The organism is Pseudomonas sp. 31-12, from assembly GCF_003151075.1.
Classification (GTDB): Bacteria; Pseudomonadota; Gammaproteobacteria; order Pseudomonadales; family Pseudomonadaceae; genus Aquipseudomonas.
This window is the reverse complement of sequence record NZ_CP029482.1, coordinates 2,651,337-2,675,868: the sequence shown is the minus strand read 5'-3', so window position 1 is coordinate 2,675,868 and position 24,532 is coordinate 2,651,337. Positions and strand designations below refer to the sequence as shown.

Annotated in this window: 27 protein-coding genes and 1 pseudogene; 14 read left to right on the top strand and 14 right to left on the bottom strand. The window is 58.7% G+C overall.

The features are described 5' to 3' along the window. Positions 1 to 736: 736 nt before the first annotated feature. Together DJ564_RS12495 and DJ564_RS12490 are read left to right on the top strand one after the other, a co-directional pair. A complete protein-coding gene (locus DJ564_RS12495; RefSeq protein WP_109629522.1) occupies positions 737 to 2,065 on the top strand; it encodes a TrkH family potassium uptake protein in 1,329 nt (442 codons plus the stop codon). Beyond that, on the top strand, positions 2,055 to 2,750 hold the full coding sequence (locus DJ564_RS12490) for a TrkA family potassium uptake protein (RefSeq protein WP_178082293.1): 696 nt from the start codon (positions 2,055 to 2,057) through the stop codon (positions 2,748 to 2,750). The genes DJ564_RS12495 and DJ564_RS12490 overlap by 11 nt, the downstream gene beginning before the upstream one ends. A gap of 542 nt (positions 2,751 to 3,292) precedes the next feature. On the opposite strand, the gene DJ564_RS12485 is transcribed toward DJ564_RS12490, so the two are convergent. The 3 genes from DJ564_RS12485 to DJ564_RS12475 form a co-directional block, all read right to left on the bottom strand. Continuing rightward, positions 3,293 to 3,799: an AAA family ATPase gene (locus DJ564_RS12485; RefSeq protein WP_109629519.1), complete on the bottom strand. Its 507-nt coding sequence runs from the start codon at positions 3,797 to 3,799 to the stop codon at positions 3,293 to 3,295. A gap of 248 nt (positions 3,800 to 4,047) precedes the next feature. Then, positions 4,048 to 4,887 carry a nitrilase family protein gene (locus tag DJ564_RS12480; RefSeq protein ID WP_109629516.1) on the bottom strand — a complete coding sequence of 280 codons (840 nt, stop codon included), beginning with the start codon at positions 4,885 to 4,887 and terminating at the stop codon, positions 4,048 to 4,050. After that, positions 4,884 to 6,383 carry a cytosine permease gene (locus DJ564_RS12475; protein WP_109629513.1) on the bottom strand — a complete coding sequence of 500 codons (1,500 nt, stop codon included), beginning with the start codon at positions 6,381 to 6,383 and terminating at the stop codon, positions 4,884 to 4,886. Before DJ564_RS12475 ends, DJ564_RS12480 begins: the two co-directional genes overlap by 4 nt. Before the next feature lie 149 nt (positions 6,384 to 6,532). Here DJ564_RS12475 and DJ564_RS12470 point away from each other — a divergent pair, with 149 nt between their 5' ends. Continuing rightward, positions 6,533 to 7,432 (top strand): LysR family transcriptional regulator, encoded by a 900-nt coding sequence (locus DJ564_RS12470; RefSeq protein WP_109629510.1) that lies wholly within the window; start codon positions 6,533 to 6,535, stop codon positions 7,430 to 7,432. On the opposite strand, the gene DJ564_RS12465 is transcribed toward DJ564_RS12470, so the two are convergent. Together DJ564_RS12465 and ggt are read right to left on the bottom strand one after the other, a co-directional pair. After that, entirely contained in the window at positions 7,422 to 7,961 is a 540-nt protein-coding gene (locus DJ564_RS12465) for a cysteine hydrolase family protein (RefSeq protein ID WP_109629508.1), read from the bottom strand. The two genes, DJ564_RS12470 and DJ564_RS12465, sit on opposite strands and share 11 nt — an antisense overlap. Positions 7,962 to 8,030: 69 nt before the next feature. Then, a complete protein-coding gene (gene ggt, locus DJ564_RS12460) occupies positions 8,031 to 9,758 on the bottom strand; it encodes a gamma-glutamyltransferase (protein ID WP_109629505.1) in 1,728 nt (575 codons plus the stop codon). 149 nt (positions 9,759 to 9,907) lie between these two features. Between ggt and DJ564_RS12455 the strand changes: the two genes are divergently transcribed. Continuing rightward, positions 9,908 to 10,423: a methylated-DNA--[protein]-cysteine S-methyltransferase gene (locus tag DJ564_RS12455; protein ID WP_109629503.1), complete on the top strand. Its 516-nt coding sequence runs from the start codon at positions 9,908 to 9,910 to the stop codon at positions 10,421 to 10,423. Between the two features lie 148 nt (positions 10,424 to 10,571). Here the strand turns inward: DJ564_RS12455 and DJ564_RS12450 are convergent, their stop codons facing one another. The 4 genes and pseudogenes from DJ564_RS12450 to DJ564_RS12435 all read right to left on the bottom strand — a co-directional run bounded on the left by DJ564_RS12450 (position 10,572) and on the right by DJ564_RS12435 (position 13,643). Further along, entirely contained in the window at positions 10,572 to 11,165 is a 594-nt protein-coding gene (locus DJ564_RS12450; protein WP_109629501.1) for an NUDIX domain-containing protein, read from the bottom strand. Positions 11,166 to 11,272: 107 nt separating this feature from the next. Beyond that, a pseudogene (locus DJ564_RS12445) lies at positions 11,273 to 12,307 on the bottom strand (chitinase); the annotation flags it as partial. Positions 12,308 to 12,347: 40 nt separating this feature from the next. Further along, entirely contained in the window at positions 12,348 to 12,983 is a 636-nt protein-coding gene (locus tag DJ564_RS12440; RefSeq protein ID WP_109629496.1) for a lytic polysaccharide monooxygenase auxiliary activity family 9 protein, read from the bottom strand. A gap of 222 nt (positions 12,984 to 13,205) precedes the next feature. Further along, positions 13,206 to 13,643 (bottom strand): hemerythrin domain-containing protein, encoded by a 438-nt coding sequence (locus tag DJ564_RS12435; protein ID WP_109629493.1) that lies wholly within the window; start codon positions 13,641 to 13,643, stop codon positions 13,206 to 13,208. A gap of 152 nt (positions 13,644 to 13,795) precedes the next feature. On the opposite strand from DJ564_RS12435, the gene DJ564_RS12430 reads away from it, so the two are divergent. Beyond that, positions 13,796 to 14,227 (top strand): GNAT family N-acetyltransferase, encoded by a 432-nt coding sequence (locus DJ564_RS12430; RefSeq protein ID WP_109629490.1) that lies wholly within the window; start codon positions 13,796 to 13,798, stop codon positions 14,225 to 14,227. 141 nt (positions 14,228 to 14,368) lie between these two features. On the opposite strand, the gene DJ564_RS12425 is transcribed toward DJ564_RS12430, so the two are convergent. Then, positions 14,369 to 14,719, bottom strand: a complete 351-nt coding sequence (locus tag DJ564_RS12425; RefSeq protein WP_109629487.1) for a hypothetical protein — start codon at positions 14,717 to 14,719, stop codon at positions 14,369 to 14,371. Between the two features lie 162 nt (positions 14,720 to 14,881). Between DJ564_RS12425 and DJ564_RS12415 the strand changes: the two genes are divergently transcribed. The 9 genes from DJ564_RS12415 (at position 14,882) to DJ564_RS12375 (ending at position 19,893) form a co-directional block, all read left to right on the top strand. Beyond that, positions 14,882 to 15,130 carry a hypothetical protein gene (locus DJ564_RS12415; protein WP_008154823.1) on the top strand — a complete coding sequence of 83 codons (249 nt, stop codon included), beginning with the start codon at positions 14,882 to 14,884 and terminating at the stop codon, positions 15,128 to 15,130. A gap of 21 nt (positions 15,131 to 15,151) precedes the next feature. Next, a complete protein-coding gene (locus tag DJ564_RS12410; protein WP_109629484.1) occupies positions 15,152 to 15,481 on the top strand; it encodes a DUF6388 family protein in 330 nt (109 codons plus the stop codon). A gap of 35 nt (positions 15,482 to 15,516) precedes the next feature. Continuing rightward, positions 15,517 to 16,221 (top strand): YoaK family protein, encoded by a 705-nt coding sequence (locus tag DJ564_RS12405; RefSeq protein WP_109629481.1) that lies wholly within the window; start codon positions 15,517 to 15,519, stop codon positions 16,219 to 16,221. A gap of 200 nt (positions 16,222 to 16,421) precedes the next feature. Further along, entirely contained in the window at positions 16,422 to 16,814 is a 393-nt protein-coding gene (gene tusD, locus DJ564_RS12400; protein ID WP_109636010.1) for a sulfurtransferase complex subunit TusD, read from the top strand. 1 nt (position 16,815) lies between these two features. Beyond that, entirely contained in the window at positions 16,816 to 17,178 is a 363-nt protein-coding gene (gene tusC / locus DJ564_RS12395) for a sulfurtransferase complex subunit TusC (protein WP_109629479.1), read from the top strand. Next, on the top strand, positions 17,178 to 17,471 hold the full coding sequence (gene tusB / locus DJ564_RS12390; protein WP_109629476.1) for a sulfurtransferase complex subunit TusB: 294 nt from the start codon (positions 17,178 to 17,180) through the stop codon (positions 17,469 to 17,471). The genes tusC and tusB overlap by 1 nt, the downstream gene beginning before the upstream one ends. Continuing rightward, positions 17,468 to 17,803 carry a TusE/DsrC/DsvC family sulfur relay protein gene (locus DJ564_RS12385; RefSeq protein WP_109629474.1) on the top strand — a complete coding sequence of 112 codons (336 nt, stop codon included), beginning with the start codon at positions 17,468 to 17,470 and terminating at the stop codon, positions 17,801 to 17,803. Before tusB ends, DJ564_RS12385 begins: the two co-directional genes overlap by 4 nt. Continuing rightward, the gene (locus DJ564_RS12380) at positions 17,800 to 18,801 is read left to right on the top strand and encodes a glycosyl transferase family protein (RefSeq protein WP_109629469.1); all 1,002 of its coding nucleotides are present in this window, start codon (positions 17,800 to 17,802) and stop codon (positions 18,799 to 18,801) included. Before DJ564_RS12385 ends, DJ564_RS12380 begins: the two co-directional genes overlap by 4 nt. A 90-nt stretch (positions 18,802 to 18,891) precedes the next feature. Next, entirely contained in the window at positions 18,892 to 19,893 is a 1,002-nt protein-coding gene (locus DJ564_RS12375; RefSeq protein ID WP_109629466.1) for a glutathione S-transferase family protein, read from the top strand. 117 nt (positions 19,894 to 20,010) lie between these two features. On the opposite strand, the gene cysG is transcribed toward DJ564_RS12375, so the two are convergent. From cysG to DJ564_RS12355, 4 genes are read right to left on the bottom strand one after another with little or no spacing between them, the layout of a single operon-like run. Continuing rightward, the gene (cysG, locus tag DJ564_RS12370; RefSeq protein WP_109629463.1) at positions 20,011 to 21,405 is read right to left on the bottom strand and encodes a siroheme synthase CysG; all 1,395 of its coding nucleotides are present in this window, start codon (positions 21,403 to 21,405) and stop codon (positions 20,011 to 20,013) included. Then, entirely contained in the window at positions 21,406 to 22,686 is a 1,281-nt protein-coding gene (serS, locus tag DJ564_RS12365) for a serine--tRNA ligase (RefSeq protein WP_109629460.1), read from the bottom strand. A 15-nt stretch (positions 22,687 to 22,701) separates the two neighbouring features. Next, entirely contained in the window at positions 22,702 to 23,076 is a 375-nt protein-coding gene (gene crcB, locus DJ564_RS12360) for a fluoride efflux transporter CrcB (RefSeq protein WP_010458911.1), read from the bottom strand. Continuing rightward, positions 23,077 to 24,399, bottom strand: coding sequence for a replication-associated recombination protein A (locus DJ564_RS12355; RefSeq protein WP_109629457.1), 1,323 nt, complete (start codon positions 24,397 to 24,399; stop codon positions 23,077 to 23,079). It lies immediately after the preceding gene. Positions 24,400 to 24,532 lie beyond the last annotated feature (133 nt).

The window sequence follows — 24,532 nt, the reverse complement described above, 5'->3', positions numbered from 1 at the left end:
ACAGGCGGTGGAAGCTTCGAAAAAACTCAGGAAGCCACTGCCGAATTTACAAGATGACCGTCGCAAGTGTGAAAGCAACGTGCTCTCTTGAATCAGTCAGCTATCGGCCAATTCCAGCCTGTCGCCACCGGCAGCTATGCGCAATTCACTGCTGATAATGGATACAAAGCAAGCTGGTCAGCTTTGATGCTATTGGTTGTCAGATTGAGTTCAAGCGGGCGGTCAAGTGGAGTGTAATTTCGCAAGGTATTCCAGTTGGTATTCCAACTATAAAAATCAATATGATAAAAGTAGGTTCAGATTACCCCGCCCACCATTTTGTCTTCCAGGGAAGTCCAAAAAAAACCGTAAAACCTAGATAAATCAAATATTTATGAGCTTGTTGTCATCCGCGTTTCCGGCCCCGGGCTTTCCACATGGCTAGCACCTTTTTTGAGTGATTGACATAAAGCTCTGATACAAAGGGACCGACGGCGCGTAAAAAAATAGTAAATTTTCGCCCCACATTCAGCCGTGCAATACATGTAGGTATTGAATCTGGGGTAGCATCCGGCACCTGAATTGGCTCTCGCAGAAAAGAGCCTCTTGCTCCCGGGTTCGCGCCCAGCATCAGGGTTATGCTCTGGAACACGGCTGAATGTACCGTGCCTGTGAGCTACCGTTGTACCTATTTTGAGAGGCCCTTGATGCGCATACGCTCTCGCCCGTGCCTCCCGACCTTGCTGGCGACCGTTAAATGAAATCATTGCTTCATCCAGCCAGGGCTGTCGCTCTGGTTTTTCTGGCCGCAATACTCGTCGGCAGCGCCCTTCTGATGCTCCCGATATCCCACGCCGGAGGTACTGCTGCGCCCTGGGTGACTGCATTCTTTACAGCGGTATCGGCCGTATGCGTTACCGGTCTGGTAGTAGTGGACACCGGCACTTACTGGTCAACCTTCGGTCAGTCGGTGATTCTGCTGCTGTTCCAGCTAGGCGGCTTCGGCATGATGACTGTGGCGACCTTGCTGGGCTTGATGGTCAATAGCTCCTTTCGTCTACGCACCAAAATGGTCGCCCAGTTCGAGTCACGCTCATTGGGGATGGGCGACATTGCCAGTGTGGCCAAACTCGTGCTTGTGGTGACGTTTGCCCTGGAGCTCATTATTGCCCTGTCGCTCACCCTCCGATTACATCTGGCCTATGACCTGTCATGGGCTGAAGCAGCGTGGAGCGGTCTGTTTCATGCCGTATCGGCATTCAATAATGCGGGCTTCTCCATCCATCCGGACAGCCTGATGCGCTATGCCACCGACGCATCTATCTTGCTACCGGTCATGACCGCGATTGTTATCGGTGGCATCGGCTTTCCCGTCCTGCATGACTTGCGTAGCAGATTTAACGATCCCCGCCATTGGTCTCTGCATACCAAGCTCACTTTGATTGGTACGACAATACTGCTGCTGGGCGGTTTTTTTACTTTGCTGGTGTTTGAGTGGTCCAACTCGGCAACACTCGGCCCCATGCCGTTTGCCGATAAAGTTCTCTCGGCGGCATTTGCTTCTGTTTCTGCACGTACAGCCGGGTTTAACTCTGTTGATGTCGGCGCGCTGACCCAAGAAAGTTGGGCAATGCACTACTTACTGATGTTTGTGGGGGGCGGTAGTGCGGGAACCGCTGGTGGTGTCAAAGTCGGTACCGCCGCCATCCTCGCCATACTGATTATTGCTGAAATTCGAGGCCACAGTGACAGTGAGGCATTTGGCCGGAGAGTCGGCGCCTCAGCACAACGCCAAGCCATCACGGTGCTCGTGCTTGCCAGTGCCATGATTGTGTTGGGGACGCTGGTTATCTTGCGCGAGACTGATTTCCCCACCGACCAGGTCATATTCGAAGTCATCTCTGCGTTTGGCACAGTCGGCCTTTCCACCGGAATCACTGGCAATCTTCCTGAGTCGAGCCAATTGATGCTGACTCTGCTGATGTATGTCGGGCGGGTCGGCACCATCACGCTTGCAGCGTCACTGGCCCTGGGCGAGCACCGCATGCCCTATCGCTATCCAGAGGAGCATCCAATTGTTGGCTAAATTTCTGTTTACAGAGCAGTTTTCTTTTTCCAAAGGCGATAGCGTTGTGGTGATCGGCCTCGGCCGCTTCGGCAGCTCTGTGGCCCAATCGTTGATGCGGTTGGGCCATGACGTCATGGGCATCGACAGGGATGCTGAACCTGTCCATGACTGGGCGGATCTCTTGACTCATACAGTCCAGGCCGACTCCACCAACCTCATGGTCTTGCGCCAACTGGGCGTTGCCGACTTTGCCCATGCCATCGTGGGGATCGGTACCGATTTGGCAGCCAGCCTGATGACCATCATGGCGTTGACCGAACTGGGCATCAAGGATATCTGGGTCAAAGCACTGACTGCCGAACATGGACATCTTGCTCAGCGTATTGGCGCCCATCATGTTGTCTACCCGGAGGCGGATATGGGGGAACGTGTCGCGCACCTCATTTCCGGGCGGATGATTGATTTCATCGAGTTTGATGACGGCTTTGCAATCGCCAAAATTCACGCCCCGCTGCCGACTCAAAACAACACACTTGCCGACGCCAATATTCGTGAAAAATATGGCGTAACGGTCGTAGGGCTCAAGCGCGCCAACGAAGACTTCCAGCATGCCACGCCGAGCACCCTGATCCTGCCAGGCGATTTACTCATCGTCTCTGGCTCGACTCATCTGATTCAGAAATTTGCGGGCCGCTCAAAATGATCAGAGAGGCCTCCTAATGGCCCCGCGTGAGTCGCGCTGGCCTCGATAAATCTATGCGTGCGCTTCTGGCCGATTGGTGTCCATCTTGAAGGGCAGCAATCGACCCAGGCTGTGTTAGAACGCATCCACCGTTTTGAAGTCTGCATTGCTACGTAAATCTGCCAGTAGTCGGCAGACCTGAAGTTTACGTAGGAACGCGAGTTTCGTTCCGATTCTGGCTATAACTTGCTCTAAAACGTTTTCACACAGCCTGGGTCGAAAACAACCGACGCGGAATGACAGCTTTTGGCCCAGAGTGTGTAAAAACGCTTCGCTAAAATTGAGATGTGCGCGTCTACGTTAAATCTGAAATTTATCGGCACGTCAGCAGATGTGGATTTTGCGTAGAAGCGCGATTTCCAGTCCGGTTTTGAGTATCTGTCGCGCTGAAAAACGTTTTTACACAGCCTCGGCCGAAAGCAGCCGCTCACGACCACAAGCGTATGTCAAAAGCAGTAAGCGTCTGGTGATCACCCCTTGCGACGTTGGGCATTTGGCTGAAGCTATTCCTCGATTAAGAAACGTTTAGTAATCATTGCCACTGCCTCCGCCGGAGACGTCAGGGCAGTATCTATATCAAACGTAGAGTTATCCCACGGCTCATACTCATGATCCAACACAGACTGCCAAGTTGGTGGCGTCAGCCCAGGAATATCAATCTTCCTGGTTTCTACCCGTCGGCGGTGCTCATATTTATCAGAGCAAACCACCTGGATATTCACTAAAAGAGCACCCGAGCGTGTAGCGACTTCGGTCCACGCATTTCGGCTTTCCATGACTGGATTAACACAGTCGACTACCACAGTGCTTCCGAAACGAAGATTGCTGAGAGCAAGCTCATTAGCGACCATATAACCGCTTCGCCCGACATCTCTCTCCAGAACGCCGGAGTTTCGGATAGCCTGCTCAATCGTATCGATCCGCAGATACACGGCACTTGTTCTGACGGCAAGGTCATTTGCGATAGTCGTTTTTCCCGTACCGGGTAGGCCGCTGAAGACGATGAGCATCCTGTGTCCTTTGGTTAGTGAGGCAATTTAGAATAGGCCTAAATTGCCGAAGCTAATGGCAGGTATTGGCCGATTTCTGTCCTTCGTATCAGGCAGAAATCGGCCAGAAGATGTGTGGGCAGTAAGGCAGATCCCGCCCCTGAACAGTACGTCGCTAAAAAACTCATGAGCGGTTTACACAAAAAAGTAGAAGTCGCCCCCTCCCTACCTCGGCATCTGATATGCCAAAACAGGAACGGGATACCGCTTCACCCCTCAACACATCCATACAACCCCAACCGCCGATCCCGATGCAAATCGTTACGCGCACTAATCCGCTTATTCCGCGCCTCAGCAAGGTTAAGCGTCGCCAACAAAATCTGCTCCCCACCCTGCTCCGCCGGCCCTGCCAGCGGATAACCATCCGCATCAACAATCACCGAACCCTGCACCCAACCAACCCCACGCTCATGCCCATGCCGATCACACGCGGCAATGAACATCCGGTTCACCGACGCATTAGCCTGAACCCGCACCACTTCCGCCGGACGCTCAGTTGGCGGCCTCGGTCCATCGGGCCAATTGACGGGCGCGCAGAGCAACTCTGCGCCGGCCAGTGCCGGCAGGCGCACCCATTCCGGAAACTCCAGGTCGTAGCAAATCAGCATGCCGATCCGTCCATGGACCGTTTCGACCACTGGCGGCGCGTCGTTGCCGGGGCTGAAGATTTCGCTCTCGGCGTCCCACAGGTGTGCTTTGCGGTACACGGCGCGCAGGCCCTGGGGATCGATCATCGCCGCGCTGTTGGCCAGTTCATCGCCTTGCAGTCGCTCGCAGAATCCGCCCACTACAACGACGTTCAATTCCTTCGCCAGCGCCGTCCACAGACGCAAGGTTGGTCCGTCGGTTGTTTCGGACAAGGACAACGCTTCGTCATGGTCAGCAAACAGGTAGCCGCTCTGCACCAGTTCAGGCAGCACCACCACTTGGGCACCTTGCAACGCCGCCGAGCGAATCGCACGTTCTGTCAGGGTCCGGTTGTAAGCGAGGTCGCCTATTTTCGGTGCCACCTGGCAGCAGGCGACCACGGTATTTTTCACGCTGTTCAACGTCCCTCCTCCACTGGTTGATGCGCCATGGAAACAATGTCGCTCTCGGTGATGGAGTCGATGATTCGGCGTTCGTATTCGAGGTCGATCGAACGGCTGAGCAGGTAATACGTCAGGCCTGAAACCACCAGGCCCACCAGCCAGGCGATGTCCACGCCTTCGAGCATGCGCGCCAGTGGTCCGACGAACACTTCTTTGCCGGCGGCGGCATCGAAGATGTAGAAGAATGGCACCATTGCGGCAAAGCCGATCAGGTACGAGACGATCCCGCGGAATTGCCAGGCGCCATAGATGCCCTTCGGCGTGAAGAAGTGCGGGATCGCGTAGCGGCCTTTGCGCACGAAAAAGTAGTCGACCAGATTGACCGCGGTCCAGGGCACGAGGAAGTACAACAGCAGCACGAGGAAGGTGTTCAACAGCGCGATGCCGTCGCCTTTGATCGAGAGCACGCAGGTCAACAGGATGAGGCTGATCGCGGAGATCGACATGACCCGGGCGCGGGGTGTCGGCGTGATCTTTTTGATCGAGTCGACGCCCGTCAATAACGTCAGCATCGCGCTGTAGGTGTTGAGCGCGATGATCGGCAGGAAGCCCGCCACCGAGACGATGACCAGCACATTGCCCAAGCCCGGGATCATCGACGATCCGACCTGGTTAAGCGCCACCAGCGCATCCGCCGCTTTTAACTGCTGCGCGAGCCAGGCGCCGAGGCCGATCATCCAGCCGCCCGACAACGATGCGCCGATGAAGATGGCGGCGATCAGTTTTGGTCGGCTGGTGTTTTTCGGCAGGTAGCGGGAATAGTCGGAGACATAGGGCGCATAGGAAATGTTGTAGCTCGCGCCGATGGCAAACAGCGTGGCGAATGCTACCCAGTTGAAGCCCAAATCGGTCGCCGGGGCGACGCCCTCTTGGCCGGCGCCGAACATCAAGGCGATGGTGACCAGCGCATACAGCGGTAAGGTCGCCAGCAACGCCCATTTGAAGGCTTTGTGCATCAGGTCGTGGCCGTAGATCGACAGCAGCGCACCAATCAGCACCACCGCAACGGCGACGATGGTCGGGTCGATGCCAAAGACGTGTTCGAGGCCGTTCATGATCAGCGAGATGTTCACCACGTTGAAGCCGACGAACACAAACATCGTCGCCATCAAGGCCAGGATCACACCGCGATAACCGAACTGGGCGCGGGACTGGATCATTTGCGGGAGGCCCATTTCGGGACCTTGCGAGCCGTGAAAGGCCATGAAGATCGTGCCGAACATGATCCCGAGCGCACCGGCCAGCATCGTCCACAGCGCCGACAATCCGAGGCTTGGGCCGACAAAGCCGATGGAGATGGTGAAGAAGTGGAAGTTGCCCAAAAACCAGAAAGGGCCTTGGCTGCTGAGCTTGGCGTGACGTTCGTTTTCCGGAATGTAATCGATCGAGTGGCCTTCGATGGCCAACCCGCCACTCGCCTCGAGGGCGTGCGCAGAATGAGGAGACCCTGACATACGATTGTTCCTATGCAGTTGATTGTTGTTTTTATGGGCAAAGCGCCGGTTTCATTGCAATGTAGGGCCTCAGACAGGGCTGTAAAATATCGCGGGCACACTGTTTACATAGATCCGAATCTATGTGAATGAACATTGAGGGACACCCCATGCTGGGCACTGTATCGGAGCTGGATCTGCGTTTGATCCGGGTCTTTCTGACCGTCGTTGAGGCGGGCGGCATCTCGGCTGCGCAAACCGCGCTAAACACCACCCAGCCCACCATCAGTGCGCAATTGGCGACGCTGGAAGCGCGGGTGGGATTTCGTCTGTGCGAGCGCGGGCGCGGCGGTTTTTCGGTGACGCCCAAGGGCGGACAGTTTGTCGAGGCGGCCCGCCGGTTGCTGGCGGCGGCTGAAGGTTTTCGGGTTGAGGTCCAGCACATCAATCGCAAGGTGTCGGGCAACATCAACATCGGTTTGCTCGGTCAGATCGACCCCGTTGCCAACAAGAAAATCGCCCTGGCCATCGCGCGTTTAAGGGCCCGCCATGAAGGCCTGTATTTCCACTTCACGGAACTGTCGTCGTCGCTGCTGGAAGAGAAAATCATCAACAGCCATATCGATCTGGCGATCGGTTACTTCTGGCACCGCTTGCCCAACATCGATTACTTCCCCTTGTTCCAGGAAACCCAGATCGCCTACTGCGCCCCGGCCCACCCGTTGTTCGAGAAGGTGGGCGAGCTGACCCGGGATGACGTCAGTGACTACGACTGGGTATGGCCCAGCCACCCCTTGCCGGAAATGCCCGCGCCCACCTCGATCGAACGCCTGACCGTGCTCACCGACAGCATGGACGGCGCGGCGCTGCTCATTCTGTCGGGCCAGCACCTGGGCTTTCTGCCGCAGCACTATGCGGCGAAGCATGAACAGCTGGGACAGTTGCATCCGCTCAACCCTGAGCTGTTGCGTTATGAGGTCGGCTTTCATGCGGCGGTTCGGCATTCGGCGCGGCAGCGCGATTTGGTCAGCGCGTTTCTGAGCGAGCTGATCGATATCTTCAGTTCTTGATCGCTATTTCGCTGGCCGGGATGACGTCGATCCGTGCAACGGGCCCCGTCAAGTGCGCCAGGTCTGCGTTGTGCTCGGCGATGATGTCTTCGGCGGCGAGGTTGCCGTTGTCGACGGTGGAATGCGCGTCGGCGGCGAGCACCACGTCATAGCCCAGGTTCAGGGCCTGGCGGACGGTGGCGTTGACGCAATAGTCGGTTTGCAGCCCGCAGATGATCAGGCGGTCGATGGCAAAATCTTGCAGTTGGGCTTGCAAGTGGGTCTTGTAGAACGAGTCTCGCGTGGTTTTTCGCACGCGAAGGTCTTGCGGTGAAGTCATCAGGCTTTCGGCCAGTTGCCAGCCTTCAGAACCCTGTTGCAGCAGGTCGCCCTTTTCTTCGTGCTGGATGAGGATGACCGGTATCTTGGCCTCTCGGGCCTTGGCGCTCAGGCCGTTGATTTTCTCGATGACGCGCTTGATCTCAAAGCATTCGTACTCGCCAGTGCACAAGGCATGCTGGACGTCGATGATCAGCAGTGCAGTAGTCATGGTTCCTTCCTTGAGAGGTCGGTGGATCAGGGGACAGAAAATAGATCTGTCCCCTTTGAAAAACAACCCTTAATAACCGAGCGACAATCCGGTATTCCTGCGCGGGTCATTGGCCCCATAGAAGCGATTGTTGCCCACTGGTTTGCCTTCCAGCGAAGGCGCGCCCACCAGGATCGCTGCCACATGGTTGGCATCTTGCGGCCCGGCGAACTTGTGGCCCCAGCTTTCGAGCATCTTCACCGTGTCCGGACTGGTGGTGAAGGTTTCCAGGTTGGTCTCTTCCGGCAGCCATTGCTGGTGGAAACGGGGCGCATCGACCGCTTCCTGGATGTTCATGCCGTAGTCGATCACGTTGAGGATCGTCAGCAAGGTCGCGGTGATGATGCGACTGCCGCCGGGGGTGCCGACGACCATCACAACCTTGCCGTCCTTGGTGACGATGGTCGGGCTCATGGACGACAGCGGTGCCTTGCCGGGTGCGATGGCGTTGGCTTCGCCTTGCACCAGGCCGTACATGTTGGGCACGCCGATTTTCGAGGTGAAGTCGTCCATTTCGTCGTTGAGGATGACCCCGGTTTTGCTGGCCATGACACCGGCGCCGAACCAGTCGTTGAGGGTGTAGGTCACCGATACCGCGTTGCCCCATTTATCGACGATGGAGTAATGCGTGGTGTTGCTGCCTTCATGGGGCGCTACGCCGGGTTTGAGTTCGCTCGATACGGCGGCCTTCTTGGGATCAATCGCGGCACGGATTTTAGTCGCGTAGTTTTTATCCAGCAGGTGGGCGATCGGATTTTTCACGAAGTCCGGGTCGCCGAGGTAGCTGTTGCGGTCCACATAGGCGTGGCGCATCGCTTCGATCTGGTAATGCATGCCTTGGGCCGAGTGGTAGCCCAGGTCTTTCATCGGGTAGCCTTCGAGGATGTTCATGATCTCGCAGATCACCACACCACCGGAGCTGGGCGGCGGTGCCGAGACCACGTGATAACCCCGGTAGTCGCACTCGATCGGCGCCAGTTCACGGGTCTTGTATTTGTCGAGGTCGGCCTGGGTGATGATGCCCTTGTTGGCCTGGCTGGAGGTGACGATAGCGTCGGCCACCCAGCCTTTGTAGAAACCGTCTTCGCCCTTCTCGGAAATTTCCCGCAGGGTTTTCGCCAGATCCTTCTGTACCAGTTTTTGCCCGACTTGCATCGGCTCGCCATTGCTCAAGAAGATCGCGCCGGAATCCTTGATGTCCTTCTTGAACACGTCGGTGGCGTATTCCAGCAATTCGACATCGCCCTGCTCCAGCACGAATCCGTCTTCGGCGAGCTTGATCGCCGGGGCTATCACTTCCTTGCGCGGTTTGGTGCCGTATTTCTTCAGCGCCAGTTCCATGCCGGATACGGTGCCGGGCACGCCAACCGCCAAGTGGCCACGGGTGCTCAGCTCCGGCACGACATTACCCTCTTTATCGAGGTACATGTTGGCGGTGGCAGCCAGTGGGGCTTTTTCGCGAAAATCGAGGAAAGTCTTGCGCCCGTCCGCCAGTTGAACGGTCATGAAACCGCCACCACCCAGGTTACCCGCAGCGGGATAAACCACCGCCAGCGCATAACCCACCGCGACTGCGGCATCGACGGCGTTGCCACCGTTCTTGAGTACGTCGACGCCCACATGGGAGGCCAGATGCTGGGCCGTGACGACCATGCCGTTTTCGGCCGCTACCGGGGCCACCGAGGCCGCGTAAGCACTGAGGCAGCTGAGCGCCAAGGAGGTCGCAATCAGCGATTTGGCAAAAGGTTCGAACTTCATGAGTCGGTCTCTTTTTGTTTTTTGGCTCTGTTTAAAAACGGAGGAAACGTTTCAAAGCAGAGGCAAGTATGGCTGGGATTGCGTATTGCGCCTCCCCGTCGAGGCAGTATGCTTGGCCTCTGTCCAGCCCTTGCGCGGAGTTCGCCGGCATGACCTACACCTTCACCACCCTGGCGTCTCCGGTCGGCGAGCTGAAGCTGGTTGCGAAAGATTCAAGACTGGCCGCCATCCTCTGGGAAAACGACAAGCCGAACCGCGTACGGCTCGGGCCGATGAGCGAAGCCCCGGACAATCCGATCCTCGTGCGCGCCGTTCAACAGCTGCAGGAATACTTCGCCGGCACGCGGAATCGCTTCGAGCTGGAACTGGATTTTGCCGGAACGGACTTTCAGAAGAAGGTGTGGCAGGCGCTGCTGACCATTCCGTTTGGCGAGACGCGCAGTTACAGCGAAATCGCCGAACAGATTGGCAACCCGAGTGCGGTGCGGGCGGTGGGCGCGGCGAATGGCAGGAACCCGATTTCGATTATTGCGCCGTGCCATCGGGTGATTGGGGCGTCGGGGAAGTTAACCGGGTTTGCGGGTGGGCTTGAGGCGAAGGAGCGGTTGTTGACGCTGGAGGGTTGCGAGTGGTCAGGGGTTAGCCGAACGGGCGATCTGTTTTAACCAGATCCCCCGGAACCTCTGTGGCGAGGGAGCTTGCTCCCGCTCCAGTGCGCGGCGCTGGCAAAAATCTGCGATGAAGCCAATATTTTGGGGCCGCTTCGCAGCCCAGCGCGAGCAAGCTCGCTCGCCACACTGGACTGAGTCAAATTCAGGACTCTGCGAAGATATTTTTCATCGCCGCAAACTGCAGCAACATGATGGTCTTCGCATCGCAGATCTCACCGCGATAAAACGCCTCGAGCGCTTCGTCGAATGTCCACTCCAGCACTTCCAGTTCTTCGGTCTCTTCTTCCAGCCCGCCGCCCTCGCTGACTTTCGACGCAGCGTCATATTCGGCGATGAAGAAGTGCAGTTTTTCGGTTACCGAGCCTGGGCTCATGTAGGCCTCGAAGACCTTTTGCACGTGGTGAACGCGATAGCCGGTTTCTTCTTCGGCTTCGGCGCGAATGCGCTCTTCAGGTGCAGCGCCTTCGAGCAGCCCCGCCGCCACTTCAATCAGCAAACCATCATGGCCGTTGACGAACACCGGCAACCGAAACTGACGCGTCAGCACCACGGTTCTTTTCTCGCGATTGAACAGCAGAATCGCCACGCCATTGCCACGGTCGTACACCTCGCGAGTCTGGCGCTGCCAATCGCCATTGTTACGCAGATAGTCGAAGGTGATTTTCTTCAGCAGGTACCAGTCGTGGGACAACACCTGGGACTCAATGATGTTGACCCTTTCGGCTGTGTTCGCCATCACAACGCATCCTTTTTTTCGTCAGAAGATCCACATGGTAGGCGAAAACGAAAAAGCCCGGCATCTCTGCCGGGCTTCTTTTACAGCTGGCTGGCGACGTCAGGCAGCGCGCTGTCTTCCTGTGAAGAGAGCTGCTTGCCATTGATCATCGGCCCGTAACGACGGCTGAACTCCCAGTTGTAAGGCACGCGGTCCCTATTGACCCCGTTGTCCCAATTCACCGACCAGGTCATCAGGCCCTTGATCGCAAGCCCCTTGGCGTCGAGACGCTTGAAGGCATTCACCACTGCCGCCGGGTTGATCACGTAGCCGGTGGCCGCCGCATCGACGTTGGCGGGCAGGCCGATCACGAATTTGTCCGCTGGGATCTTCGTGAACCCACGAGTGCCACTCACCAGACTTTCGGTCAGGTAAAACAGGAAGTCCTCTTTCAGCGCGTCGTTGTTCTGCGCGATCCACGCGCCATTGCCGTTATTGGCTTCCGGCACCCAGATTCCGTCGCCGCCCTGGTTGTAATACTGCGGGGCGATGAAGTCGTAGTAGCCTTCCAGGGCCTGAAGGTAACCGACATATTTGCCGGCAGTGGTCAGGTATGGGAACTCCGGGGCCATGCTGATGATGAAGTGCTTGCCTTCACCGGCGTAATGGTCCTTGACCAGCTTCAGCGCGGCAGGCAGGACGCTCTTGTTGTCGGCGAAATCAATCGCGCTCTGTTCAAGATCGATGTCCAGCCCATCGAAGCCGTAGGTTTCCACCAGACGGATGATTTCGTTGGCCAGCGGTTGTTCGTTGCCTTTGTGCAACTCGATGTGCGCGTCGGCGCCACCGAGGGAAATCAGCACCGCCCTGCCCTGGCTATTCAGCACACCGACCTGGCGACGGAACTCGGCGTCGGACAGGTTGTATGGCTTGAAGGTCGGGATGCCGTTGCCCTTCATGAAGGCCACGGCCACCACGTTGTAATCCTTGGGCACATCCTGCAGCGAAATGTTGCCGAACTGGCCCCGCTGGTAACCGTCGCTCGGGCCAGCGGGCCAGTTGTGCCAGAAGCCCATGAGGATCTTTTTGCCGGCAATGCTCGGCATCAACGAAGCGGCGTCGGCGAGTGGCGATTTCAGTGACGTAAAGTCGAAAGTTGACATGTTCTATTCCTTGAACGTGTGGGGTTTGAACACCAAAGGCTTACTTGAAGTCCACGTCGAACGCTTGGTAGAAGGCGTTGCCGGTATTGGCCACGATCCACATCAGCACGATGACGTGATGGCCTTTTTTGTTGCCGGGCAGTTTCACTTCGTGGTTGACCTTGGCCTTCATTTCAGCGGAATGGCTGAAGTACGGGACCTGGGTATAGAAGTCGTCGAAGAACGATTTCGGCTCCAGTTGCGCACGGTTGATGCGCTGTTTCGGGTTCCAGCCATCCTTGGTGATGAACCAGCTGTAGCCGCGGGTCACGTGGGGCGCGGTGTATTCCCAGGTGACCTTGAAGGTCTGACCCGGATCGACGTTCAGCAAAGGCCAGGTGAACGGGCGGCCAAGCTTGAGGCTCATTTCTTCGTTAGTGAAGTTGATGCAGTCACGGGCATCCGTCTTGCCACCGCTGAGGATGTTGCCATCTGCGGGGGGCGTGACGCTGTCGCTGTCGGTTTGATACGGCACCGCAAATGGCCCCGCCGTCAGCGATGGGAAGTTCTTGCCGCCTTCCATTTCGTTGACTTGCCAGTTACCCAGCAGCCCCAGCTCGACGGCGACCGCACCGCGGCTGGAGGGAGAGGTGACACGACCGTGTCGAAGTTGCGGTTGAGTCTGTGGTTGGTTCATTTTTTTCACTCCGTTGATTTAAGAACTCTCCTTCCTGAGGAGAGGCCTTCAACCTAACGGAGCTGGTTTTTTTGTCCATCGACCCATTTGTGGCCCGGATGAGGCCGCTTTGGCTGATCACCTGCAAATACTGGATATATAACCAGTGTCCTGATTCAAATCCTACGCCCTGTGTAGCAAAAGGATTACAACGAAAGGCAGCAATCGGGGTCATGGTGACGCTTAGGAAAGCTGTGCCTTGTATTCCTTTTCGTATTGGCCAGCCAGGGTCTCTTTCTGCTTGTCGTCGAGCAGCTTGCCGGCCATCTGGAAGAATTTCTGCTCTTCCTCTTCCAAGTGATGATGAACCTTAACGGACAGCTTCTTGGCGGTCGCCAGCCAGGACGGGCTGGACATTTCCGTCTCATCCAGCTCTTCCATCATTTCGTCCATCTCGTGGTGCTCGGAGATGGCGTGGCGGCTGAGATCGACGCCATTGTCAAACTCCATCAGCGGAATGTAGAAGTGGCGTTCTTCAGCGGTTTCGTGGGCCTGGAGTTCGGACTTGAGCTGTTTGTAAGCCTCAACCCGCTCCGGGGTGTCACCGCTGGTCTTGATGAGGGCTTTGGCGTAGGTGCGCTGGCGGTCGTGACTTTCACGCAGGGCTTCAAAAATATTCACGGGGTGATCCTCATTGGCCGCGTTCAGGAATGACGCTGTTTAGGCTAGACATCCAGGCGCGAGCGAGGGTTCCACCTGAAGCGCTGGAACTACGGCTGCTTGGCGCGATAGGCTTGGGCCTGTTTTTTTCCAAAGCCATAAGGATGTAGCGGATGACCCTGCGTATCGAACAATCGCTGAACCCCACGGATGAAGAACGGCAAGCGATCCTGCTGCCGTTGCGTGCCTATAACGCCTCAAAGGCCGGTGTCTCGACGCAGGAGACATTTGCCTTGCTGGTGCGTGACGACAACGGCGAGATCCTCGGTGGTCTCTACGGTCGAGTGTTTTACCAATGGATGTTTATCGAATTGCTATCAGTGCCTGAGCAGGCCCGGGGACAAGGCCTGGGCTCAAAGCTGATGCGAATGGCCGAAGACCTTGCGCGGGAGAAGGCATGCGTCGGGGTATGGCTCGACACCTTCGACTTCCAGGCGCCGGAGTTCTACAAGAAGTTGGGTTATAGCGAGTTGGGGCAGATCGTCGACTATCCGCCGGGGCACAAGCGCCTGTTTTTCCAGAAGCGCCTGATCAACGACGTGTAACCCTTTATGCGCTTCACACCAAACCCCTGTGGGAGCGGGCTTGCTCGCGAACGCAGTGTGTCAGACAACATCTATGTCGACGGACACGGCCTCTTCGCGAGCAAGCCCGCTCCCACAGGGGGAATTGCGTCAGCCTTCAGATCAGAGGCAGGTCGCGAGCGCCGCGAGGCGGCGCTTGGCCACGAAGTCATCCTGCTGCGCGTAGTAACTCAGCACGGTACCGGAAGCATCGGTCGTCACGTCGACAAACGACTCCGCCGAACGCGTGTAGACGGTGGAGCCACCCTTCTCACCCGGCTGCAAATAAGCGCCGGCATCAACACCGAACACCGCCTCGTCCTGCCAGGAAAACTGCACGCACTGGGCAACGACTTTTTCCGGTTTGTCCGAGTTCAGGGTCTTGTACGGGGCTTTGGTGCGGGCATCGTTCATCACCGAGCCGGCGCATCCCGCCAGCAACGTTGCGGCCAGCGCCACCATCAGAATTCGCATTGTGTTCGCTCATCAAGAAAAAGCGGACTGTATCACCGTGGCACGGCGTATCGTTCTGCTTTACTTCATTTATACCGCGACACCGCGTGACGATTCGCGCACCCTGTCGCGCCATTAACGTTGCATCGCCCATTTTTCCGGGCTCATTTTTCTGGAAAGGTCATGACACCCAACGCCGAGTATTACAAACCGACCGCCGAATACGCGGACAAGCTGATCAGCCAGATTGGTCAGACACCGTCCTGGATCGCCAAGCGAATTGGGGTCACCGACAAACGGATTCGTTACATCCTCGACGGCGAACGCACCGTCAAAGGCGAAACCACGCCGATCCAGATGACCTACCCCGAGCAGTTTGCCCTCGAGTGCCTGGCCGCTGCGGCCAAAGCCAGCAAGAAGCAATCTTCGTAACCCCAGCCTCAAGGAACGACCATGGCGGCAACCGAACAGCAACACGAACAGGCGCTGAAGAAGTTTCTCGATGAGCGCCCTGAACTGCGGGTCGAACTCGACAACCTCAACCCGCTATTGGCTCAGGCCAAGGGCGAGACCGCAGCGCAGTACCGCGACGAGCGCCTGCATGAGGCCTTCGAAGCCGAGGCCGAGCGCCTGGGTCTGTTTGCCTGGGAGCTGACCTTGCAACTGACTGCCGCGACGCCTGAAGACTACGAGGCCCAGCGTAGGGAAGTGCACAAGGAAGTGGCCGAGATGGCTGGTATGGACTGGCTGGACTATTGCGAGTTATATGGTTTGACCAAGTGACCGTGACGGTCGCTGCCTGAGGACGACCTCCGCCGATGTTGCCATCCCTTTCGACTTCTCGCGCCAGTCCGGGCCACCTGCATATACAGAAATGGCGCGGACGCATCGGCATGGTGCTGGTGGCCGCCCTTTCGGTACTCGCCGGCATGACCGACGCCATCGGCTTCATGGCCAGCGGCGATTTTGTCTCCTTCATGAGCGGCAACACCACCCGCCTCGCCGTGGCCATCAGCGACGGCGATCTCGGGCTGACACTGCGTCTGTTGATTCTTGTGGCGACCTTCGTCGTCGGTAACGCCTTGGGCATTGTCGTCAGCCGCCTCGCTGGTCGCCGGGCGCTGCCCTTGCTGCTGTGCATCGCGATGCTGCTCTGCGGCACCGCGGCATGGCCTTATGAAGAACAGTTGCCGGCGCTGCTGGCAGCCATCATCGCCATGGGCATGCTCAATGCCGCGGTGGAAGAAGTGAATGGCCTGCCGGTCGGCCTCACCTACGTCACCGGCGCCCTGTCGCGCTTCGGCCGTGGGCTGGGACGGTGGATGCTCGGTGAGCGGCGTAATGGCTGGCGGGTTCAGTTGATTCCCTGGACCGGGATGTTTGCCGGTGCGGTGCTCGGCGCAGTGCTGGAACATTACCTTGGGCTTAAAGCGATGTTTGTCAGCGGGTTGCTGGCGGGGGCGATCGGGTTGCTGTCGCTGAAGATTCCGCGGCGGTGGCAGTTGGGGTATATGCCGCGTTGAGCGGTGCCTGAGAGTCAGCCATCGCGAGCAGGCTCGCTCCCACAGGGTTTTGTAGAGAATTTCGATTTCGTGTACGACACAAATCCCTTGTGGGAGCGAGCCTGCTCGCGATGGCCGCGACTCGGTCTAGGAGTAAACGCCCTTCGCCGCCCCGCCGATAAAGCTTTATCATGGCCACAGTTTTGCTGATCGAGTCCGTCATGAAGTTCGCCATCGCGCTGTTTTCCGCCGCCCATGCGCCCTCCTCGCGCCGTGCCTTGCTGTTTGCCGAGGCTGCACTGGCCGGCGGGCATGAGATTGTCCGGCTGTTTTTCTATCAGGACGGCGTCTACAACGCCTCCGGCAGCGTAGTCACCCCGCAGGATGAGCAGGACCTGCCCAAGCAATGGCGCGCCTTTGTCACCGAGCATCAGCTGGACGGCGTGGTGTGCATCGCCGCAGCCCTGCGCCGTGGTGTGTTGAACGCAGAGGAAGCCGGACGCTATCAGCGTGACGCCGTTGCCGTGGGCGCGCCGTGGGAATTGTCCGGCCTCGGCCAGTTGCATGACGCGGTGCAAGACGCTGACCGCCTGATCTGTTTCGGAGGCGCTTGAGATGGCTAAATCCCTGCTGATCATCAGCCGTCAGGCCCCGTGGTCCGGACCGAGCGCCCGGGAAGCACTGGACATCGTGCTGGCCGGCGGCGCGTTCGACCTGCCCATCGGCTTGTTGTTTCTCGATGACGGGGTGTTCCAGCTCGCTGCGAAACAGAACGCCAAGGCGCTGCAACAGAAAGACCTGAGCGCCAACCTGCAAGCGCTGCCGATGTTCGGTGTTGAAGACCTGTTTGTCTGTGGCGACAGCGCTGCTGAACGGGGTCTGGACCTCAACGGTCGCTCGCTTGAAGAAGCCCAAGTGCTGGCCGCTCAGGAAATCACTGCACTTATTGACCGTTACGACCAGGTGATCACCCTCTGATGTCGACTTTGCATGTGTTGTCTCATTCCCCGTTCGGCGATGACCGCCTGACCAGTTGCCTGCGCGTGATCGGCACGAACGACGCGCTGTTGCTGACCGGTGACGCGGTATACGCGTTGCAGCCGGGCACCACGCCGTTCAACGCGCTGACTGCTCGCCCGTTGAAACTGTTCGTACTGGCCGAAGACGCCCAGGCCCGGGCGCTGGAGATTCCCGCCGCAGCCGAAGCCATTGATTACCCAGCCTTCGTCGAGCTGTCGATTCACTACGACAAGGTCAACAGCTGGTTATGAATTCAATGACCGTCGGCGCTCGCGCCATCGAATTGGACAAGGACGGTTTCCTGGTCGAACTGAGCGACTGGTCGAACGAGGTGGCCACCGCCCTCGCCGCCGCCGAAGACATCGAGCTGAGTCCAGACCACTGGGAAATCCTCGAATTGCTGCGCAGTTTCTACGCCGAATTCCAGCTGTCCCCGGCCACCCGCCCGCTGATCAAGTACACCGCGTTGAAGCTCGGCCCGGAAAAAGGCAACAGCCTGCACCTGAATAAACTGTTCAAAGGCACCCCTGCCAAACTCGCCGCGAAACTGGCGGGCCTGCCCAAACCGACGAATTGCTTATGACCGACTTTCCAGCGCTGACTCTCGAAACGCCCGCCGAACACCCGTTTGCCCAGTTCGTGCGCATCCTCGGCAAGGGCAAGCGTGGCGCCCGCGACCTGACCCGGGCTGAAGCGCGGGAAGCCATGGGCATGGTGCTCGACGACAAGGTCGAGGACACCCAGCTCGGTGCGTTCTTGATGCTGTTGCGGCACAAGGAAGAAAGCGCCGAGGAAATGGCCGGCTTCACCGAAGCCCTGCGTGAACGGTTGAACCCGCCAGCCCTGGCGGTAGACCTGGACTGGCCGACGTATGCCGGCAAGAAGCGTCACCTGCCGTGGTACTTGCTGGCGGCCAAATGCCTGGCGCAGAACGGTGTGCGCATCTTCATGCATGGCGCTGGCGCGCACACGGCCGGTCGGCTGTACAGCGAGCAATTGCTGGACGGGTTGAACATTCCGTTGTGCCGCGACTGGCAGCAGGTCGGCACGGCACTCGATAACGGTGGCCTGGCGTTCATGCCGCTGGTGGACTGGGCGCCGCAACTTCAGCGCATGATCGACCTGCGCAACACTTTGGGCCTGCGCTCGCCGATCCATTCCCTCACCCGGATCCTCAATCCGTTGGGCGCTCGTTGCGGCCTGCAAAGCATTTTCCACCCCGGTTACCAGGCGGTGCATCGCGATGCCAGCGGCTTGCTCGGCGACACGGCGATTGTGGTCAAGGGCGACGGTGGCGAAATCGAGATCAACCCGGACGCCGACAGCCACTTGTACGGCACCACCGGCGGCGAAAGCTGGGACGAGGAATGGCCGCAGTTGTCGAGCCAGCGCCACGTCAAACCCGCCGCGCTCGATCCCGAGCATTTGAAAGCCGTCTGGCGTGGTGATGTGGTCGACAGCTACCCGCAAATGGCCTTGATCTCGACCATGGCCCTCGCGCTGCGCGGCCTCGGTCAGACACGCGAACAGGCCTTCAAAACCGCCCAGCAGTATTGGGACGCTCGGGACAGATCGATTTAACCGATCATAACCCCCGAACCTTTGCGCTATTTTATCGAACCTATGCGAATAGACTCCTCTCCAACGCTTATCGGTTGAGGAGTCTTGAACATGGGTTTGTTAGTTGAAGGTCGCTGGCAGGACCAGTGGTATGAAAGCAGCAAGGACGGCGCGTTCCAGCGTGAACAGGCGCAACGTCGCAACTGGCTGACCGTCGACGGCAAGCCCGGCCCCACAGGTGTCGGTGGTTTTGCAGCCGAGGCCGGTCGTTATCATCTCTACGTGTCCCTCGCCTGTCCGTGGGCGCATCGCACGCTGATTTTGCGCAAACTCAAAGGCCTCGAAAGCCTCATCGACGTCTCGGTGGTCAGCTGGCTGATGCTGGAAAACGGCTGGACCTTCGACCAGAACCTCGGATCGACCGGCGACAAGCTCGATCATTTCGATTTCATGCACCAGCGCTACACCGCCGATACCGCCGATTACACTGGTCGTGTCACCGTGCCGGTGCTCTGGGACAAACAGCAGAATCGCATCGTCAACAATGAATCGGCGGAGATCATCCGCATGTTCAATGGCGCCTTTGACGACCTGACCGGCAATGACCTGGATTTCTATCCGGCGCCCCTGCGCGGTGAGATCGATGCGTTGAACGAGCGGATTTACCCGGCCGTGAACAACGGCGTTTACCGCGCCGGGTTTGCCACCTCACAGCAGGCGTATGAAGAAGCGTTCGATGATGTGTTTGCCGAACTGGATCGACTGGAGCAGCTGTTGGATGCCAATCGTTACCTGGCCGGTGAATACCTGACCGAAGCTGATATTCGGCTGTTCACCACGCTGATTCGCTTTGATGCGGTGTACCACGGCCACTTCAAGTGCAACCTGCGGCGGATCGCCGATTATCCGAATCTGTCGAACTGGCTGCGGGAGATGTATCAGTGGCCGGGGATTGCCGAGACGGTGGATTTCCAGCACATCAAAAATCACTACTACGGCAGCCACAAGACCATCAACCCGACCGGGGTTGTGCCGAAGGGGCCGGCGCAGGATTTCACCGCGGCTCATGATCGAGCGCGGTTGAGTGGGAAAGGGGTATGGCGCAGGGCCTGAGGTTTGTACCGTTTTTGAGGACCCCAATCGCTAGCAGGCTAGCTCCCACACTGGATTTGTGTCGTTCACAAATCCCCTGTGGGAGCTAGCCTGCTAGCGATTGGGGCGACTCAGTGTTCAGACTTGCGCCTGAGCCCCTTCAAACCACGCCAGTTTCTCGCGCAGTTGCACCACTTCCCCAACAATCACCAGCGTGGGCGCATGCACTTCATGCTCCGCCACCAGTCGAGGAAGATCAGCCAGCGTGCCGGTAAACACCCGCTGATTGACCGTGGTGCCCTGCTGGATCAACGCCGCCGGGGTGTCCGCCCCGCGACCGTGCTTGATCAACTGCTCGCAGATGATCGGCAAGCCCACCAACCCCATGTAAAACACCAGGGTTTGCGCCGGCGCGACCAGGTCGGCCCACGGCAAATCGGTGGAGCCGTCCTTCAAATGCCCGGTGACAAATCGCACCGACTGCGCGTAATCACGGTGAGTCAGCGGAATCCCGGCGTACGCCGCGCAACCGCTGGCGGCCGTGATACCCGGCACCACCTGGAACGGGATGCCATGGGCCGCCAGCTCTTCGATCTCTTCACCGCCGCGACCGAAGATGAACGGATCACCGCCCTTCAATCGCACGACCCGCTTGCCCTGCTTGGCCAGATCCACCAATTGCTGATTGATCTGGTCCTGAGGCACGGCGTGATCGGCGCGACGCTTGCCAACATAGACCCGCTCGGCATCGCGACGGCACAAATCGAGAATCGCCGGGGCGACCAGGCGGTCGTAGAGCACCACATCGGCTTGCTGCATCAGGCGCAAGGCACGGAAGGTCAGCAAGTCCGGATCACCTGGACCTGCGCCGACCAAATACACTTCACCCGTGGCGACCGGCGCTTCGCCATTGATCTTGGCGAGCATCAAGCGCTCGGCTTCGGTGCCTTGCCCGGCCAGTTGGCGGTCGGCAATCGGCCCCTGGAACACATCTTCCCAGAATGCCCGACGCTGCTGCACATCCGGGAACAGGCGTTTGACCTGGCTGCGAAAACGCGCCGCCAGACCGGCCAGTTGACCGTAGGTGGAAGGAATCCAGGTTTCCAGCTTGGCGCGGATCAGCCGCGCCAGCACCGGAGCATCGCCGCCGCTAGACACCGCGATAATCAAGGGGGAACGGTCGACGATCGCCGGGAAGATCACGCTGCACAAGGCCGGCGCATCCACCACGTTGACCGGCACGCAACGCCGATGGGCATCGGCGGAGACTTGCGCGTTCAGCGGTTCGTCATCGGTGGCGGCAATGATCAGCCCGCAACCATCCAGGTCCGCTTCGACGTAGCCACGCACCAGACACTCGCCACCGCTGCCGACAACCAGCTCGCGCAGTTGCGGTTCGATTTCAGGTGCAACCACCCGCAGCAGCGCACCGGCTTCGGCCAGCAGGCGGGATTTGCGCAAGGCAATCTCCCCGCCGCCGACGACCAACACACGACTGCCGCGAAGGTTATGAAACAGCGGCAGATAGTCCATTTAGCCGATGACCTCAAGGCCACCCATGTACGGCTTCAGCACTTCTGGCACACGGATCGAACCGTCGGCCTGCTGGTAATTTTCCAGCACTGCCACCAGCGTACGACCGACTGCCAGGCCCGAACCGTTGAGGGTGTGAACCAGTTCAGGCTTGCCGGTTTCCGGATTGCGGAAACGCGCTTGCATACGACGGGCCTGGAAGTCGCCGCAGTTGGAGCACGACGAGATCTCGCGGTACTTGTCCTGGCTCGGGATCCACACTTCCAGATCGTAAGTCTTGACCGCGCTGAAGCCCATGTCGCCGGTGCACAGGGCAATCGTGCGATAAGGCAGTTCCAGCAGTTGCAGGACTTTTTCAGCGTTGGCGGTCAGGCCTTCCAGTGCTTCCATCGACGTCGACGGCTCAACGATCTGCACCATCTCAACCTTGTCGAACTGGTGCTGGCGGATCATGCCGCGGGTGTCACGGCCCGACGCACCGGCTTCACTGCGGAAGCACGGCGTGTGAGCAACGAACTTGATCGGCAACAGTTTAGAATCGACGATCTCGCCGGCGACGATGTTGGTCAGCGACACTTCAGCGGTCGGGATCAGGTACAGATCCGCTTCGCCTTCACGGCTGATCTTGAACAGGTCTTCTTCGAACTTCGGCAGCTGACCAGTGCCTTGCAGTGCTGGCGCCTGGACCAGATACGGCGTGTAAGCCTCTTCGTAACCGTGTTCGCTGGTGTGCAGGTTGATCATGAACTGCGCCAGGGCGCGGTGCATACGGGCGATCGGGCCGCGCAACAAGGCGAAACGGGCGCCAGACAGCTTGGCGGCGGTTTCGAAGTCCAGCCAGCCGAACTTCTCGCCCAGGGCCACGTGATCCTGAACCGGAAAATCGAAAGCGGTCGGGGTGCCCCAGCGGCGCACTTCGACGTTGCCGTCTTCGTCATCACCGATCGGCACGGATTCGTGCGGCAGGTTCGGGATACCGAGCAGGATCGAATCCAGATCGGTCTGGATCGCGTCCAGCTCGACTTTACCGGCGCTCAATTCGTTCGCCATGCGCTCGACGTCGGCCATCAGCGGCGCGATGTCTTCGCCGCGCTGCTTGGCCTGACCGATGGATTTTGAGCGCGCATTACGTTCAGCCTGCAGTGCTTCGGTGCGGGTCTGGACGGTCTTGCGCTGTTCTTCCAGCGCTTCGATGCGCGCAACATCCAGCGTGTAGCCACGGGATGCCAGGCGGTCCGCTACGTCCTGAAGGTTGCTACGTAACAGTTTGGAATCGAGCATATCGGTCTCTCGTTATCAAAGTTTGGTCAAGGACAGGCCAGCCCAGGTGGCGAGCAGCCCGCCGAATACGCTGATGGCAGCATAGCCCAGGGCCAGCGGCATTTGCCCGGTTTCGAGCAGGCGCACCGTATCCAGTGAAAAGGATGAAAAAGTCGTCAGCCCCCCGAGGAAGCCGACCATCAACCCGGCGCGCACCTCGATCGGCACCTCCGGGCGTAACAAAAACAGACCGTATAGAACGCCGATCAGCAAACAGCCGACGATATTAACGGCCAGCGTTGCGGTATAGAAGTGCCGCGGCCAATTAGCGTTGACCCAATTACCGGTGGCAAAGCGCAACAATGTTCCGGCGACACCGCCGACGGAGACCGCAATGACTAAAGGAATCACTTATTTTCTCCGCTGCCGGGGGCTTAGACGGTCAAGTTGTGCGAGGTGATTGAGCTTTTCGCCGATTTTCAGCTCCAGGCCACGGGGCACGGGCTGATAGAACGGTTGCGGCTCGAGTTCTTCCGGGAAATAGTCTTCGCCGGCGGCATAAGCATCCGGCTCATCGTGGGCATAACGGTATTCATCGCCGTAACCCAATTGCTTCATCAGTTTGGTCGGCGCGTTGCGCAGGTGCAGCGGCACTTCAAGCGAACCGTGTTCGGTGGCGCTGCGCATGGCGGCCTTGAAGCCCATGTACACCGCGTTGCTTTTCGGCGCGCAAGCCAGATAGGTTATGGCCTGGGCCACCGCCAATTCACCTTCGGGGCTGCCGAGGCGTTCCTGCACTTCCCACGCCGCCAGGCACAGGCTCAGGGCACGCGGGTCGGCATTGCCGATATCTTCGCTGGCCATGCGCACCACGCGCCGGGCCAGGTACAGCGGATCGCAACCGCCGTCGATCATGCGCGCGAACCAGTACAGCGCACCGTCGGGATTGGAGCCGCGCACCGATTTATGCAGCGCGGAAATCTGGTCGTAGAACGCTTCGCCGCCCTTGTCGAAACGCCGACGGGTATCCCCGAGCAGACTTTGCAGCAGATCGACACCGATCTCGCTGTTGTCTTCGGCCAGGTCGGAAGCGTTTTCCAACAGGTTGAGCAGGCGCCGACCATCACCATCGGCGGCGGACAACAGCATCTGGAAGCCTTCATCGCTGAGGGTCAGTTGCCGCTTGCCCAAGCCACGCTCTTCGGTCAACGCCCGACTCACCAGTTTGCGCAGGGCCGATTCGTCGAGGCTTTTGAGCACGTAGACGCGTGCCCGGGAGAGCAACGCGTTGTTGAGTTCGAACGAGGGATTTTCCGTGGTCGCGCCGATGAAAATCAGTGTGCCGTCTTCGACGTACGGCAGGAATGCATCCTGCTGCGACTTGTTGAAGCGATGCACCTCATCGACGAACAGGATGGTTCGCTTGCCGTACTGGCCGGCCTGCTGCTTGGCGATCTCCACCGCCTGACGGATTTCCTTAACGCCGGCCAGCACCGCCGAGACCGTTTCGAAGTGCGCATCCGAGACTTCCGCAAGCAACCGCGCCAAGGTGGTCTTGCCCACGCCCGGCGGCCCCCAGAAGATCATCGAGTGCAAGGCACCCTGCTCCAGCGCTTCGCGCAAAGGCTTGCCGCGAGCGAGCAGGTGTTCCTGACCGACGTACTCGTCCAGATTGGCTGCGCGCAGGCGTGCTGCCAATGGTTGAGCTATCGGGGCGCTGCGAAACAGGTCCATCACGTGCGGTTGAAACCTCGCTTTATTACGCAGTTCTCAAGTCTGGCGAAATCCTGTGGCGAGGGAGCTTGCTCCCGCTGGACTGCGCAGCAGTCCCATTTTGGGGGGCGCTTCGCGCCCCAGCGGGAGCAAG